The sequence below is a fragment of the Kocuria sp. 2SI genome, from assembly GCF_005502825.1.
GTDB classification, from domain to species: domain Bacteria; phylum Actinomycetota; class Actinomycetes; order Actinomycetales; family Micrococcaceae; genus Kocuria; species Kocuria palustris.
On sequence record NZ_SCNB01000002.1, the window covers coordinates 86,303 to 101,768 of the forward strand.

Annotated in this window: 13 protein-coding genes; 12 read left to right on the top strand and 1 reads right to left on the bottom strand. The window is 71.4% G+C overall.

Going from position 1 to position 15,466, the window contains the following annotated elements:
- The first annotated feature begins 5 nt into the window (after positions 1-5).
- From thrB to FFS25_RS01605, 5 genes are all read left to right on the top strand, one after another.
- Positions 6-983: a homoserine kinase gene (thrB, locus tag FFS25_RS01585; protein WP_137801692.1), complete on the top strand. Its 978-nt coding sequence runs from the start codon at positions 6-8 to the stop codon at positions 981-983.
- Positions 984-1,292: 309 nt separating this feature from the next.
- Entirely contained in the window at positions 1,293-3,404 is a 2,112-nt protein-coding gene (gene rho / locus FFS25_RS01590) for a transcription termination factor Rho (protein ID WP_137801693.1), read from the top strand.
- Between the two features lie 143 nt (positions 3,405-3,547).
- A complete protein-coding gene (gene prfA / locus FFS25_RS01595) occupies positions 3,548-4,669 on the top strand; it encodes a peptide chain release factor 1 (RefSeq protein ID WP_171004058.1) in 1,122 nt (373 codons plus the stop codon).
- Positions 4,669-5,523 carry a peptide chain release factor N(5)-glutamine methyltransferase gene (gene prmC, locus FFS25_RS01600; protein ID WP_137801694.1) on the top strand — a complete coding sequence of 285 codons (855 nt, stop codon included), beginning with the start codon at positions 4,669-4,671 and terminating at the stop codon, positions 5,521-5,523. Before prfA ends, prmC begins: the two co-directional genes overlap by 1 nt.
- A 59-nt stretch (positions 5,524-5,582) precedes the next feature.
- On the top strand, positions 5,583-6,953 hold the full coding sequence (locus FFS25_RS01605; RefSeq protein ID WP_249933719.1) for an L-threonylcarbamoyladenylate synthase: 1,371 nt from the start codon (positions 5,583-5,585) through the stop codon (positions 6,951-6,953).
- Positions 6,954-7,073: 120 nt separating this feature from the next.
- Here FFS25_RS01605 and FFS25_RS01610 read toward each other — a convergent pair whose 3' ends face one another.
- Entirely contained in the window at positions 7,074-8,045 is a 972-nt protein-coding gene (locus FFS25_RS01610) for an NAD-dependent epimerase/dehydratase family protein (RefSeq protein WP_137801696.1), read from the bottom strand.
- Between the two features lie 253 nt (positions 8,046-8,298).
- Between FFS25_RS01610 and FFS25_RS01615 the strand changes: the two genes are divergently transcribed.
- The 7 genes from FFS25_RS01615 to FFS25_RS01645 all read left to right on the top strand — a co-directional run bounded on the left by FFS25_RS01615 (position 8,299) and on the right by FFS25_RS01645 (position 15,438).
- Positions 8,299-10,125, top strand: coding sequence for a glycosyltransferase (locus FFS25_RS01615; RefSeq protein ID WP_249933720.1), 1,827 nt, complete (start codon positions 8,299-8,301; stop codon positions 10,123-10,125).
- Between the two features lie 173 nt (positions 10,126-10,298).
- Positions 10,299-12,320: a polysaccharide biosynthesis protein gene (locus tag FFS25_RS01620; RefSeq protein ID WP_024290786.1), complete on the top strand. Its 2,022-nt coding sequence runs from the start codon at positions 10,299-10,301 to the stop codon at positions 12,318-12,320.
- A complete protein-coding gene (locus FFS25_RS01625) occupies positions 12,317-13,447 on the top strand; it encodes an MraY family glycosyltransferase (protein ID WP_137801698.1) in 1,131 nt (376 codons plus the stop codon). Before FFS25_RS01620 ends, FFS25_RS01625 begins: the two co-directional genes overlap by 4 nt.
- Positions 13,444-13,908: a hypothetical protein gene (locus FFS25_RS01630; RefSeq protein WP_137801699.1), complete on the top strand. Its 465-nt coding sequence runs from the start codon at positions 13,444-13,446 to the stop codon at positions 13,906-13,908. Before FFS25_RS01625 ends, FFS25_RS01630 begins: the two co-directional genes overlap by 4 nt.
- 2 nt (positions 13,909-13,910) lie before the next feature.
- Positions 13,911-14,324 (top strand): hypothetical protein, encoded by a 414-nt coding sequence (locus tag FFS25_RS13500; RefSeq protein WP_212742698.1) that lies wholly within the window; start codon positions 13,911-13,913, stop codon positions 14,322-14,324.
- 53 nt (positions 14,325-14,377) lie between these two features.
- Entirely contained in the window at positions 14,378-15,112 is a 735-nt protein-coding gene (gene atpB / locus FFS25_RS01640; protein ID WP_137801774.1) for a F0F1 ATP synthase subunit A, read from the top strand.
- A gap of 119 nt (positions 15,113-15,231) precedes the next feature.
- On the top strand, positions 15,232-15,438 hold the full coding sequence (locus FFS25_RS01645) for an ATP synthase F0 subunit C (RefSeq protein WP_006215213.1): 207 nt from the start codon (positions 15,232-15,234) through the stop codon (positions 15,436-15,438).
- Positions 15,439-15,466: the final 28 nt, after the last annotated feature.

Here is a 15,466-nt window from a genome sequence, read left to right on the forward strand (position 1 = left end):
GCCCCGTGGCGCGTCGCGACTGGCGCGAGGTCCTGGTCCCGGGGCGCTCCGTGGCCGTGAGCGTCCCGGCCTCGACCGGCAACGTGGGACCCGGCTTCGACACCCTGGGCCTGGCCCTGGAGCACCGCGACGAGATCGAGCTGACCGTCCTGGAATCGGGCCTGGAGTTCGAGCTGCAGGGGGAGGGCTCCGAGTCCGTGCCCCGTACGGAGGATCACCTCCTGGTGCGCGCCGTCCGCGCCGCCTGGCGCGCGGCAGGCCTTCAGGAGCAGCCCGGCATGCGGATCGTGTCGCGCAACCGCGTCCCCCACGGCCGCGGCATGGGCTCCTCGGCCGCCTGCGCGGTGGCGGGAGTGGTGGCCGGCAACGCCCTGCTCGCCGAGCAGCAGCGCCTCGACGAGGACGCCGTCTTCCAGGTCTGCGCCGGCATGGAGGGCCATCCGGACAACGTGGCTCCGGCCCTCTACGGCGGCCTGACGATCTCGTGGGGCGAGCCCGGCGCCTGGCGGACGGCCCCCGTGGACGTGCTGCCGGAGATCGTGCCGATCGTGGCGATCCCCAACTACGAGGTCTCCACGGCGCTGGCGCGCTCGCTGCTGCCCCAGACGGTCGACCACCGCGAGGCGGCCCGCAACGCCGGGCGCTGCGCCCTGCTGATCGACGCCATGTCGCATCGCCCCGAGCACCTGATGCCCGCCACCGCCGACAGCCTGCACCAGCCGTTCCGCGCACCGGCCATGGAGCCCAGCGCGGCCCTGGTGGCCGCGCTGCGGGAGCAGGGGCACGCCGCGCTGATCTCGGGAGCCGGACCCACCGTTCTGGTGCTCTCCGATTCCGTGCCTTCCGCTGATGCCGCGGAGAAGGCCATCGGCGAGCTCGCCGCGCACCAGGGCCCGGGCAGCGAGCACGTCACCTGGCGTGTTCTGCGCCTGTCCGTGCCTCAGCAGGGTGCTAAGGTGAGCGAGCATCCCCACAGCATCTAGGATGCGCACGGGCGTTCGAGCCCGCTCCAGCAGATCGAGGTCCGCCGGGGGTGCTCGTAGTCTTCGCCCGGCCCGACGCAAGCCCCGCCTGCTCCGGCAGGACGGCTCGTCCAGTCTCCATCGCGATATCGCCCTCGGCACGGCCTGCGTGCATGCCGTCGGGCGGGCATCTCATCGGATGGGGGCTCCGTCGGCGAGATCGTCGCCATCTGCAGCGCGATCAGGCCCGCAGCTTGCGGCCCGCCACCATGCACAAGAGGTCCGGCGTCTGAGTGCCGAGGCCTTCCACCGAGGGAGAAGGAAACCTTCGTGACCGAATCCACCGACCTGACCTCAGGTACGGATCAGAACTCCGAGCAGAACCAGGGCACCGGCCTCTCGGGCCTCAAGCTGGCTCAGCTGCAGGCCCTCGCCGCGCAGCTGGGCATCACCGGGGCTCGCCGCATGCGCAAGTCGCTGCTGGTCGACGCCATCCAGGCGCATCAGCGCGGCGGCGCCGTCGCCGAGCGCGATGTCGAGGTGGCCGAGAAGATCGAGAAGACCGCGCAGCGCGCCGCCGCCAAGGCCCAGGGCGATGACGCCTCCTCGGCCCAGGCGGGGGAGCCGAAGGTGGAGCCCGAGGCGGGCGATCTGCCGAAGGTCTCCGCGCGCACCGGCCGCGGCCGCCGCTCCTCGGGCTCCGAAGGCTCGCAGGGTGAGCAACAGGGCCAGGACCGCGAGAGCCAGTCCGGCTCGGAGTCCGGGCAGGACGCCCCGTCGGGCGATGACTCCCAGCAGCGCTCCGAGGGCGGGCGCCCCTCGCGCTCCCAGCGACGCGGCCGGGGACGTCAGTCCGGCTCGGACGATCAGGGCGCTCAGAACAGCGCCGGCCAGAGCAACGGCGGTCAGGGCGGTGGCCACGACGACTCCGAGTCCTCGGACGAGGGCGGGCGCCGTCACAACGGCCAGAGCGACGGCGGCGGCGGCCGCGGCAGGGGCCGCGGCAAGGGCCAGGGCGGCCAGAACGACGGCGGCCAGCAGGGCGGCAAGGGCCAGAACAGCCAGAACGACGGCGGCAAGGGCCAGAACGGCCAGGGCGGCAAGCAGCAGTCCAAGCGCCAGGGCGGCAGCGACCAGAGCGGCGACGATGACGGCGGCTCGCGCCGCAGCCGTCGCAACCGCGGCCGCAATGATCGCAACGACCGCAACGATCGCCGGAACAACCGTCGCAACCGCGGTGGCAACGGCCCCGAGGTCGATGACACGGAGCTGACCGAGGACGACGTCCTGCTGCCCGTGGCCGGCATCCTGGACGTGCTGGACAACTACGCCTTCGTGCGGACCTCCGGCTACCTGCCCGGCCCGAACGACGTCTACGTCTCGCTGGCCCAGGTCAAGAAGAACAACCTGCGCAAGGGCGACGCCGTCGTCGGCGCCATCCGCGCCCCGCGCGAGGGCGAGGAGAACCAGCGCGGCCAGCGCCAGAAGTTCAACGCCCTGGTGCAGCTGACCAGCGTCAACGGCAAGAAGCCGGAGGAGCAGGGCGATCGCACCGAGTTCTCCAAGCTCGTGCCGCTCTACCCGCAGGAGCGCCTGCGCCTGGAGACCGAGCCCAAGAAGGTCGGCCCGCGAGTGGTCGATCTGGTCTCGCCGATCGGCAAGGGCCAGCGCGGCCTGATCGTCTCCCCGCCCAAGGCGGGCAAGACGCTGATGCTGCAGTCGATCGCCAACGCGATCACCACGAACAACCCCGAGGTCCACCTCATGATGGTGCTCGTGGACGAGCGCCCCGAGGAGGTCACAGACATGCAGCGCACGGTGAAGGGCGAGGTCATCGCCTCGACCTTCGACCGTCCCGCGGACGACCACACCACCGTGGCCGAGCTGGCCATCGAGCGGGCCAAGCGCCTCGTGGAGCTGGGCATGGACGTCGTGGTGCTGCTGGATTCCATGACCCGCCTGGGCCGTGCGTACAACCTGTCGGCTCCGGCCTCCGGGCGCATCCTCTCCGGCGGCGTGGACTCGGCGGCGCTGTACCCGCCCAAGCGCTTCTTCGGCGCCGCGCGCAACATCGAGAACGGCGGCTCACTGACCATCCTCGCCACCGCGCTGGTAGAGACCGGGTCCAAGATGGACGAGGTCATCTTCGAGGAGTTCAAGGGCACCGGAAACATGGAGCTGCGCCTGTCCCGTCAGCTGGCGGACAAGCGCATCTTCCCCGCCGTGGACGTCAACTCCTCGGGCACCCGTCGCGAGGAGAACCTCATGGGCGCCGATGAGCTGAAGATCATGTGGAAGCTGCGTCGAGTGCTCTCGAGCCTGGATCAGCAGCAGGCCCTCGAGCTGCTGACCTCCAAGCTGCGCGACACCCAGTCGAACGCCGAGTTCCTCATGCAGGTCCAGAAGACCACGCTGAACGTCAAGGCGGACGACGACCGCTGAGGTCCCCCGCGACCAGCCCCGGGGTCCGCTCGACGAGCGGTCCTCGGGGTTGAGTCGTCCTGCGTCCGTCGACCGGTCGCATGCCATCCCCGCCCGGCGACCGCCGTCGCCCGGCCCGCAGCCCCTCAGGAGAGCGCGAACCCGTGACCGAGATCGAAGCCCGTGACGGTACCGGGCCACTGGAGGCGATCCTCCAGGAGCACGAGCAGCTGCAAAAGCGCCTTGCGGATCCGTCCGTGCATGCCGACCAGCTGCTGGCCCGTCGGCTCAATCGCCGCTATGCGGAGCTGGACCGGGTGGTGGGCGCCCATCGGGAGCTGCAGGCCCTGCGCGAGGACCTGGAGGCGGCCCGCGAGCTGGCACCTGAGGCCCCCGAGTTCGCCGCGGAGGCCGAGCAGCTGCAGGCCCGGATCGACCCGGCCCGCGAGCGGCTGCGCCGGCTGCTGATCCCGCGGGACCCGGACGACGCCCGTGACGCCATCCTGGAGATCAAGGCGGGGGAGGGCGGTGCGGAGGCCGCGCTGTTCGCCGGCGATCTGCTGCGCATGTACCTGCGCTTCGCGGAGTCCCAGGGCTGGAAGACCGAGGTCCTCAGCGACACCCCCGCGGACCTGGGCGGGCACAAGGACGTCCAGATCGCGGTCAAGGGACGCTCCCAGGACCCGGCCGAGGGCGTGTGGGCCAAGCTCAAGTACGAGGGCGGCGTGCACCGCGTCCAGCGGGTCCCGGCCACCGAGTCGCAGGGAAGGATCCACACCTCCGCCGCCGGCGTGCTGGCCTTCCCCGAGGTCGATGCCCCGGAGGAGGTCGAGATCACCCAGAACGACCTGAAGATCGACGTCTACCGCTCCTCGGGCCCCGGCGGGCAGTCCGTGAACACGACCGACTCGGCGGTGCGGATCACCCATCTGCCCACGGGGATCGTCGTGGCCATGCAGAACGAGAAGTCCCAGCTGCAGAACAAGGACGCGGCCATGCGCGTGCTGCGCGCGCGCATCCTGGCCCACCAGCAGGAGCAGCTCGACGCCGAGGCCTCCCAGGCCCGGCGCAGCCAGGTGCGCACGATGGACCGCTCCGAGCGGGTGCGCACGTACAACTTCCCCGAGAACCGCATCGCCGACCACCGCACCGGCTACAAGGCCTACAACCTCGACGCCGTCTTGGACGGAGCGCTCGGGCCCGTGATCGAATCCGCGATCGAGCTGGACGAGCAGCACCGGCTCCAGCAGATCGGCCAGGGCGCCGGTGCCCAGGACCTCGGCTGATGGCCGAGACCCTCGCCCAGGCGCTGCGCCGGGCCACGGCGCGGCTCGAGCGGGCAGGGGTGCCCGCTGCGGAGGCCGATGCCGTGCAGCTGGCCGGGCACCTGCTGGGACTGCAGCGCGGAGAGGTCGCCGCGCGCGCCATCATCGGCGCGGACGCGCCCGAGGGCCTCGACGAGCTGGTCGAGAGGCGCGCGGCCCGCGAGCCGCTGCAGCACATCGTGGGCACGGCCCCCTTTCGCCGCCTGGCGATCCAGGTGGGGCCGGGGGTCTTCATCCCGCGCCCGGAGACCGAGCTGCTCGTCGAGCTGCTCGTCGAGCGCCTGCGCGAGGACCAGGCGGACGGGGAGGCGCGCCCGGTAGTCGTCGACCTGTGCACCGGCTCGGGGGCGATCGCCGCCGCCGTCGCCGACGAGGTGCCCCACGCCCGGGTGCACGCGATCGAGCTCGACCCGCAGGCCCTGCACTGGGCACGGCGCAATCTCGAGGGCACCAGGGTGGACCTGCGCGAGGGCGACGCCACGCATGCTCCCGAGGATCTGCGGGGGCGCTGCGCGGCCGTGGTGAGCAATCCCCCCTATGTTCCGGCCCGCGAGCCCATCACCCAGCCGGAGGTGCTCGAGCACGATCCCGCGGCAGCGCTGTGGGGCGGTGGAGACGACGGGATGGAGATGCCGCGTCGGATCATCGCCGCGGCGGCCCAGCTCCTGCGCCCCGCCGGCTGGTGCGTGCTCGAGCACGCCGAGTCGCAGGCCGAGGACATGCAGGAGCAGATGCGCAGCTCGGGATTCGAGCAGGTGCAGTTGCATCAGGACCTGACGGGTCGGCCCAGGGCCACCAGCGGGGTCCTCGCGTGATCGGGACCGCAGGGACCGTCGGGGGTGGAGAGGGGCGGCGGAGTGCAACAATGAACGGCGTGAACGACACTTCCAGCGATCGCCCCCAGAACCCCGACGACCTCGCAGCGCAGCCCCGGGACGCCATCCCGGCCGAGGACGCCGAGCAGTCCCTGGAGGAGGCCCCCGAGAACGTCGAGCCCGAGCAGGAGGCCGAGGAGCAGGCGGAGGCGCCTGTGCCCGCGGAGTTCTTCCGCATCAAGGACGAGCGCTCGCGCGGCGCCGCTGTCGATGCCGCCCGCCGCGAGCTGGCCCGCCACCAGGTCGTCGTGATGCCCACCGACACCGTCTACGGCATCGCGGCCAACGCGTTCTCGGCCGAGGCCGTGCAGCGCCTGCTCGAGGCCAAGGGCCGCGATCGCACCATGCCCCCGCCCGTGCTCATCGCCCACAGCGGCGTGCTCGACGGGCTCGCGGACTCCGTCTCGGAGGAGGCCCGCGCCCTGGCCGGAGCCTTCTGGCCCGGCGGACTGACGCTCATCTGCCACGCGCAGGCGTCCCTGCAGTGGGATCTGGGCGAGACCCGCGGCACGGTCGCGCTGCGCGTGCCCGACGATCCCGTGGCCCAGCAGCTTCTGCAGGAGACCGGGCCGCTGGCCGTGTCCTCGGCCAACCGCACCGGCATGACAGCCGCCGTGACCGCCGAGCAGGCCCGGGAGATGCTCGGCGACTCGGTGCGCGTCTACCTGGAGGACGGCCCGCGCACCGAGGGCATGGACCCCGCTGGGGAGGGCACGGCCGACGCACAGCCCGTGGCCTCCACGATCGTCGACTGCACCGGCGGCGTTCCGGTCGTCGTGCGCGACGGCCGCATCTCCCTGACCCGCCTGCGCGAGGTCGTCCCCTCGGTGATCGCCCGCGACGGCAGCAGCGCCCCGAGCGATGCCGCGGAGGAGTCGGCGCAGCCCGACGCCGTCTCCTCCGCGGACGGGGAAGCCGCCGACGAGTCGTCGGTGCGGGGCCCCGGTCAGCGCAGCCAGGATGCCTCCGGCGAGCAGACCGGTCCCGATCAGGTCCCCGCCGGAGCCGACGAGCCGTCCGGGCCGCAGGGCAGACCCGAGGGCTCGGGCGGCAGCACCGTCGCCGACCCGGAGATCGGGATCGTGGAGCAGGCTCGCGCCGAGCAGGATTCCGCGGCACCTGGGCCCGAGGACTTCGCAGGGGCCAGCGCCGCCACAGGGGTCTCGGCCGCAGCCGCCGTCGTGGCTGCCGGCGGGGGAGGCGGGAGGCACGGTGCACCCGACCAGAACCGCACCCGTCCGCAGCGCAGGGATCCGGAGAGCACTCGCCCGCTCGGGGTCGCGCAGGCCAGCGCGCTCGTGGCCCGCGCCGTGCCGGAGGACCAGGCGGAGGCCTCCCTGCCGCAGGCCGGGGTGGACCAGCAGCGCTGAGGCACAGGGACTGCAGCGCGAAGGGCCCGTCGGGCAGAGGAGCCGATCCTCAGCCCGACGGGCCCTTCCGCGCTCAGCGGCGAGCGCCCAGCGGCGCAAGTGCCGGATGCGTGCCGGGGCTCAGCGGCCCTGGGCCGTGTGCACGGCGCGCAGCACGGGCGTGATGGCGGGGGCGGGGAGCATGTCGTGCTCCTGGACCCAGCCGGGCACCTGCTGCTGGCCGAACCACGTGACCTCTATCCGGCGCAGGGGGCCATGCCAGCGGGACCCGGCGGCCGAGGAGATCAGATAGCCCAGGCGCACTGCCGCCCGGCACAGGACGGTGGGCAGGTGCAGAGGCTCCCGACGGCCGGCATCGCGCAGGATCGAGGCGGTCGTGGCCCCCTCCCACGGCTGCAGCACGATCCGGGGCAGCTCGCCCTTGAAGGTGCCGAGACTGGCCACGAGCTCCGCCAGGGCCTCCGAGGAGGTCACCGGGGTGTGCGCGGTGCCGTCGCCGGCCACGGAGCTCAGCGGGGTCGCGGCGAACCTGGCCAGGCGCTGGGTGGTCGAGCGTCCCCGGCCCTGGACGGAGGTCGCGCGCAGCAGCACGAGCTCGGGCAGGCCCTCGCGGGTATCGGCCTCGCGGTCCAGCACGCGCAGCAGGGCGCGCTCGGCCAGGCCCTTGGAGAACGAGTAGGGGGAGAAGGGATCCGTCTGCGTGGTCTCGTCGAGGCACGGCGTGCTGCCCTGGACCGCCGCGGTGGACAGGTGGATCACGCGGGTGACGCTCGTGCGCTCGGCCGCGGCGAGGATCAGCAGCGGCAGGAGGGCGTTGGCGCCCACCAGGGCGTCCTGATCGGTGCCATCGGGGCGGGCGAGTCCCGCGGCGTTGACGACCACATCTGCACCGGCGAACGAGTCGGCCAGGTAGTCGATGACGGATTCCAGGTCCCGGGCGCGACCCATCAGGTGGTGGACGGTGCGCGCGCTGCTGGAGAGCCGCGGAGCGGAGACGGCCTGGACGGTGTGGCCTTCGGCACGCAGCCGGGCGGTGATCGCCGATCCTGCGAAGCCGGTCGCACCCACGACCCGCCAGTTCCTCGCCGTCATGAGAACTCTCCTGTCTGCAGACCCGCGGGCCGCGGCGCCGCGGCCCATCGCTGCTCATCGTACAGAGGCCGCGGATCCGGCAAGCGGATGCACGAACCGTCCAGGGGAGCCTCAGGCAGGCTCCTGGAGGATCACAGAACGGGCGAAGGCACCGGTGCTAATGTTCCGGAACCCGAGACAGGCCGCGCAGCCCCCGAGCCCCGCGCACCGGTCCTCGGACCCGTACCCTCGATTCCCGTCTGGAGCTGAAGCTGTGCCCGTCTCTGCGAGCGAGCCCGTAGTGGTCGCCGTCGTCGTGAGCTTCAATCGAGCTCGCCTGCTCAAGACCACGCTGCAGGGCCTGGCCTCCGGCGAACGCTCACCGGAGACCATCGTGGTCGTGGACAACGCCTCGGACGACGACTCCGTGAGCGTCGTGGAGGACTTCGCCCGCCGCAGCGAGATCGACGTGGACCTGATCCGCCTGCCGCGCAACGTCGGGGGAGCCGGAGGCTTCGCCGTGGGGATCGATCGAGCGGCCCATCACCACGGCGCGGACCTGATCTGGGTCATGGACGACGACACCGAGCCCCTTCCGCAGGCGCTGTCCGCGGCCGTGGGCGCCTGGCGGGCCTACGACCCCCGCGGCGGCCGCCGTCCCGCCTTCGTGGCCAGCCGCGTGCTGTGGACCGACGGCACCGAGCACCCCATGAACTCGATGATCGAGCGCATCGGAGCCGGTGCCGGGCGCCGTCGGCGGGCCGAGGCCGTGGGCGCCCGCACGATCCGCTCGGGCTCGTTCGTCGCGCTGCTGCTCGACGGCGATGCCGTGCGCGCGACCGCTGCGCCCATCGCCGACTTCTTCATCTGGAACGACGACTTCGAGTTCTCCACACGGCTGGCTCGATGGAGCGATGCCCTCCAGGTGCCGGCCTCCCAGGTCGTGCATCACACGGCCCGGCCGGTGACCACGGACTCGGATCCGGGCCCGCGCTTCTACTACGACGTCCGCAACAAGCTGTGGGTCTTCACCCGCTCGACCTCGCTGGCCCCGTGGGAGAAGGTGCTCTACGGCGGGGCGACCGCGCGGCTGTGGCTGCGGACCCTGCGCGGATCGCAGGAGCGCGGACAGGTCCTGCGGCGGTTGGCCGCAGGCGTTCGGGACTCCCTGAGCGCCCCCCGCAGCAATGCCGAGGTCCTGGACGGCGTGTGGCGGCTCGAGGGAGCGCAGTCGCATTCGGAGGAGCCCGCCTCCGAGCAGGCCCTGCCCGAGTTCTCCGTGCTCCTGCCGGTCTACGCCGGGGACAACCCGGAGCGCTTCCGCCGTGCGGTGGCCTCCTCCACCCTCGAGCAGACCGTGCGCCCGAGCCAGGTCGTGATCGTGCGCGACGGCCCCGTGGCCCCCGAGATGGCCGCAGCGCTCGAGGAGATCACCGAGCAGCTGCGCTCGGCCGAGCCGCCGATCGACGTGGTGCGCGCCGACCTGCCCGAGAACCGAGGGCTGACGGCCGTGCTGCGCCACGGGCTGCGGCTGTGCACGCACGAGATCATCGCCCGCGCGGACGCCGACGACATCTCCTACCCGCAGCGCTTCGAGGAGCAGCTGCCCCTGATCCGCGACGGCGCCGACCTGGTGGGGGCGTCCATGAACGAGATCGGGGATCGGGAGGAGGTCCTGGCCCTGCGCCAGGCGCCCACGGATCCGGCGCGCATCGCGCGGATCTCCAGGCTGCGCAATCCCATATCCCATCCCGCAGCCGTCTTCCGCCGCGGCGCGGTCGAGGCCGTCGGCGGCTACCAGGAGCTGCCTCTGGCCGAGGACTACTGGCTGTGGGTGCGGATGATGCGCGCCGGGGCCCGGGTCCGCAACGTCGCGCAGCCGCTCGTGGGCTACCGCGTCTCCGACGGCGCCTACACCCGCCGCGGTGGCCTCCGGGTCTTCGCCGCCGAGATGCAGCTGCAGTCCCGTCTCTTCGGCCTGGGTCACGTGGGCCGGCTCGAGCTGGCGCGCAACGTGGTGGTGCGCGGCGGCTACCGGTTCATCCCGCGGCGGCTGCGCGAGCGCAGCTTCCGCGCGTTGGTGAGCTCGCGCCGCGTGTGATCCGCCTCCCGCACAGGGGCGGCCTACCGGATCGCGGGTCCGCCTGCCTCTAAGCTGGACGGACCGACTGCCGGGCCCGCGCACCTTCGGGCGCACCGTCGCAGCCCCCGCGAGGGCTCTGCTCGGGCGGCCGGCACAGCGCTCTCGTACGTCTCCAGGAGGGACCGACCCCGATGCAGCCACCGCAGGACGGCGACGGAGCCGCATCCTCCACCGGTCTGACCGGCTCCGCCTCGCTCGCGCTGAGCCGAGCCGCGGCCGATGAGAAGCCCACCGCGTGGCTGTGGATCCAGATGATCCTGGACTCGCTGTCCTGGATCGTGGCCATGACCGTCGCCCTCGCGCTGCGCTACGAGCTCAACCTGGACTTCATCAGCCCGATCGGGATGTTCGCCGTGTGCGTCGTCGCTGTCGTCTCGCAGCTGGCCGTCGGCTATTCCTTCGCCCTCTATCGGGGCCGCTACTCCTTCGGCAGCTTCGACGAGGCCAAGCTGCTCGTGGTCGTCACCGTGATCGTGGCGGCGATCCTGCAGATCCTGCTGCTGATCACCGGCCCGTCGATCGGGGTGCCGCGCTCAGTCGCGCTGATCGCCTTCCCGTTCGCGTGCCTGCTGATGGCCGCCTTCCGCTACCTCAAGCGCATGTACCAGGAGTCCGCGTCCAAGCCCGGCGAGGCGGCCCAGCACGTGGTCGTCTACGGCGCCGGGCAGTCCGGCACGTTCATCATCCAGCGCATGATGCAGGACCCGGACTCGGAGTACGTGCCCGTCGGGATCATCGACGACGACCCCGCCAAGAAGCACCTGCGCATCTCCTCGGTCCCGGTGCTCGGCACGCTCGACGACGCCACCCAGGTGCTCGAGCAGACGCGCTCGCAGATCCTGCTCGTAGCCCTGTCGGGGGTCGACTCCAAGAAGCTGCAGCGGGTGGCGGACACGGTCGCCGGCACCGGCACGCGCGTGATGACCGTGCCGCCGCTGTCGTCCATGCTCACCGGCCCCGGCACCAGCGTGGACATCCGCGACGTCAACCTCGAGGACCTGATCGGGCGCAGCCCCGTGGACATCGACTCCAAGGAGATCTCCGGCTACATCACGGGTCGGCGGGTGCTGGTCACGGGTGCCGGCGGCTCCATCGGCTCGGAGCTGTGCCGCCAGCTGCTGGCCTTCGAGCCCGGCGAGCTGATGATGCTCGACCGCGACGAGACCAACCTGCAGTCCACGCAGATCTCCATCACGGGCCGCGGCCTGCTCGACGGCCGGGACACCGTCCTGGCCGATATCCGCGATGCCGAGGCGCTCGAGCAGCTGTTCCTCGAGCGCCGACCGGAGGTCGTCTTCCACGCGGCGGCGCTGAAGCACGTCTCGCTGCTGGAGACCTATCCCGACGAGGCATGGAAGACCAACGTGCTCGGCACCCTCAACGTGCTGGAGGCCGCACGGAAGGCGGACGTGGGCGTGTTCGTCAACGTCTCGACCGACAAGGCCGCCAACCCCACGACCGCACTGGGGCACTCCAAGCGCGTGGCCGAGAAGCTCACCGCCTGGATGGCCCAGGAGACCGGCAAGCGGTATGCCTCGGTGCGCTTCGGCAACGTGTTCGGCTCGCGCGGATCCATGCTCCCGCTGTTCACGGAGCAGATCCGCCAGGGAGGGCCCATCACGGTCACCGACGCACAGGCGACCCGCTACTTCATGACCATCCCGGAGGCCTGCCAGCTGGTGGTCCAGGCCGGGGCGATCGCCCGCGGCGGCGAGGTGCTCATCCTGGACATGGGCGAGCCGATCCGCATCATCGACATCGCCGAGCGGCTGCGGACCCTGTCGGGGCGCGAGTCGATCGAGATCGTGATCACCGGGCTGCGCCCGGGGGAGAAGCTGCACGAGGAGCTGATCGGCCTCGGCGAGTCGGACGAGCGCCCCTTCCATCCCAAGATCTCGCATGCCAAGGCGACGGCGCTGTCCCCGGAGGGCCTGGACCGGCACACCTGGAAGCTGCGCGGCAACATGCCCACGACCGGCATGATCCCCGTGGTGCGAACGCACTCCCAGCCTGCGCCCACGGAGTTCCGCGCCGCACGCCGGGCCTCCCTCTCCGCTCACGCGGAAGAGCCCGAGCACGGGACCGCTGCCGGTGGTGCGCGCCGCGGCGACGACGAGCTGCCGTACGACCAGGATCAGGACAGCGCCTCATGAGCACCGCCGCGATCCCCGCTCTGCAGCTCAGTGCCGAGAACAAGGACATCTCGGTGCTCGCCACCGATCCCGGCGCCTGGCCGACCGCCGAGGAGCTGCAGTCCCTGCTGCACCTGGGCCTGATCTTCGGCTCCGCGGCTCTGGTGCTGAGCCTGGCCATGCCGCTGGTGGTCAAGCCCGTGCTGCGCCGACTGGGCGTGGTGGACATCCCCAATGAGCGTTCCTCTCACACACGCACCGTGATCCGCGGCATGGGCCTGGCGGTGGCGGTCGCCGTGGTGGTCGTGCAGCTGCTGGCCCTGCTTCTCGGGGCCGTCGAGGTCGACCGCTCGATCGCCCTGGTCGTGCTGCTCGGCACGGCCCTGGCCGCCGGGCTCGGGTGGTGCGAGGACATCCGCGGGCTGTCGGTGCGCTGGCGCCTGGCCGGGCAGCTGCTGATCGGCCTGGTGTGCGCCGGGGCGCTGACCCTCATCCTGGGCACCGGGATCTGGTGGTGGCCGGTGTGCGCGATCGCCGTAGTCGCCTACATCAATGTCGCGAACTTCATGGACGGCCTCAACGGCATCTCCGGGATGCACGGCTTCGTGGTCGGCCTGGTCTACGCCTGGGCGGGGGCCTCCAACGACCTGGTGTGGATGATCGTGGCCGGGCTCGTGGTCGCCTTCGCCTTCCTGGGCTTCCTCCCCTGGAACTTCTCACGCGACTCCGTCTTCCTGGGCGACGTCGGCTCCTACCTGCTGGGCGGATCGCTGATCATGATCGCGATCGCGGCCTTCCTGTCCGGGGTGTACGTCGAGTACCTGCTGCCCGCGCTGTCCGTGTACCTGGCGGACACGGGCTGGACCCTGCTGCGGCGCATCCGCCGCGGCGATCCATGGTGGCGCCCGCACCGCGAGCACGTCTACCAGCGGCTCACGGACATCGGGTTCTCGCATGCGGCTTCGTCCCTGACGGTCGCGGTCTTCACCGTGGTCGTCTCCCTGGTGGGGCTCACCGGCCTGTGGCTGAGCGGGCTGCCGGCCGTCGTGCCGGGCCTGGCCGTGCTGGCCGTGCTCGCGCTGTACCTGAGCCTGCCCCACCTGCTCGGCGCACGACGCACCGCCGAGGCCCAGGAGGCGCGCGCATGAACGTCCGTCGAGACCCTCGCCGGCGCCTGAGCACCGTCGGGGGAAGCCCCTGGGCAGTGATGCTGCGCCACGGCCTGATCGCCGGTGCCGCGGCCTGCCTGGCGCTCGTGGTCGCGGCCGCGATCATCTCCGGGGGAGGTGCTGCCGCCTCGGCGGCGACGGCCTCGGCGGTCGTCGCCGTCCCGTTTGCGCTGTCCGGCCTGGCGCTGTGGTGGGCCAGCGGGCTGTCGGCCTACGCCCCTCCGCTGGTCATGCTCTTCGCCTACCTCGTGCTAGTGCTCGTCGGGGCCATGCTGATGGCCTCGGTCGAGGCCCCGGGCTGGCTGAGGCCCCACTGGCTGATGGCAGCGGCCGCTGTGGCCGTGGGGGCGTGGCTGGGCGGGATGGCCACCGGCCTGCGCCGAGCCCGCATGCCGATCTACGACGTCGCCGTGCCGGACGGCGATTCCGAGAGGACCTGACGATGGACCCCGCACAGCACCCAGACGACACGCCGAGAGCATCCGCGGGCAAGGACTCCCCGGAGGCTGGATCAGCCGCTGAGAAGAGCCCGCTGAGCACCGCGGGGGAACTCGTGCAGGCCGGTGGGAACCGCGCCGCACTGGGGATCATGACCTATCTCGTGATTGGGACGGCCTTCTGGGGTCTGATAGGATTCCTGCTGGATTACCTGGTGGGAACACAGTGGATGGTCTATGCCGGTGCGGGCCTCGGGCTCGCGGCAGGCCTCGCTCTCTCCTACCTCCGCCTGCAGGCCGGGCTGCGGATCAGCGAGGACCCGCAGGATCATGGTGCCGCCCGGAAACGCCGAGACGCCCCGTATCACTCCGAGACTCACCGGAGCTGGGACGGCGGCAGCAGAAAGGACCGCCAGTGATTATCGCGCCGCCCCTCGAGGGAACAGGCCTAGAGGTCCCCGGCGTGGAGGACATGGACCTCCCGCCGCTGTTCGAGATCGGGTCCTTCGCCTTCGGCAAGCAGATGCTTCTGATCCTGCTGTCGGTGGCACTGATCTCCTTCTTCTTCCTCTGGGCCATCCGGCGCCAGTCGCTCGTGCCGTCCAAGGGCCAGTACCTCGGTGAGGTCGCCTACGGCTTCGTCCGCAACTCGCTGGGCCGCGATCTGATCGGCGAGAAGGAGCTGCGCCCCTGGCTGCCGTGGCTGTTCACCTTCTTCTTCTTCATCCTGGTGAATAATTTCTTCGGGTCCATCCCCGTCCTCCAGCTGCCGACCATGTCGCACGCCGGCTCGGCCTACGTGCTGGCGATCATCGCCTACGTCGCCTGGGTGGGCGTGGGGATCAAGCGCCACGGCTTCGGGAAGTTCATGGCCAAGATGACCATGCCGGAGGGCGTCCCCAAGATCCTCTACGTCATCCTGATCCCGATCGAGTTCCTCTCGAACCTGATCATCCGCCCCGTGACCCACGCTCTGCGTGTGTTCGCCACCATGTTCGCCGGCCACATGGCCATCCTGGTCTCGGCCGGCCTCATGTCCCACCTCTTCGTGAACGTGGGCGGCTTCGGGTTCCTCGGCGGACTGGGCGCCCTCGTGCTCGGCATCTTCATCTTCTTCCTGGAGGTGCTGATCCAGGTGCTCCAGGCCTACATCTTCGTGCTGCTGTTCGCGGTCTACGTCGACGGCGCACTGAAGGAAGGGCACTGACCCCACAGTCTTGGTTCGGCAGCGACCGAGCCACACGCGGAGTACCGCTCCGACCTGTCAATCGCCATTCGTGGCACACCGCTCGCACTGCGCGGGCAGTCTGAAAGGAATCTCCAAGAATGGATATCACTGGTTCGCTCTCCGCCATCGGCTACGGTCTCGCTGCCATCGGCGGCGGCATCGGCGTGGGTCTGATCTTCGCCGCCTACATGCAGGCCGTCTCCCGCCAGCCGGAGGCCCAGCGCGTCCTGCAGCCCATGCTGTTCATGGGCTTCGCCGTGGTCGAGGCCCTGGCCATCCTGGGCTTCGTCATGTTCTTCCTGTGATCCTCCGCGGTAGTGGAGATCTGACAGG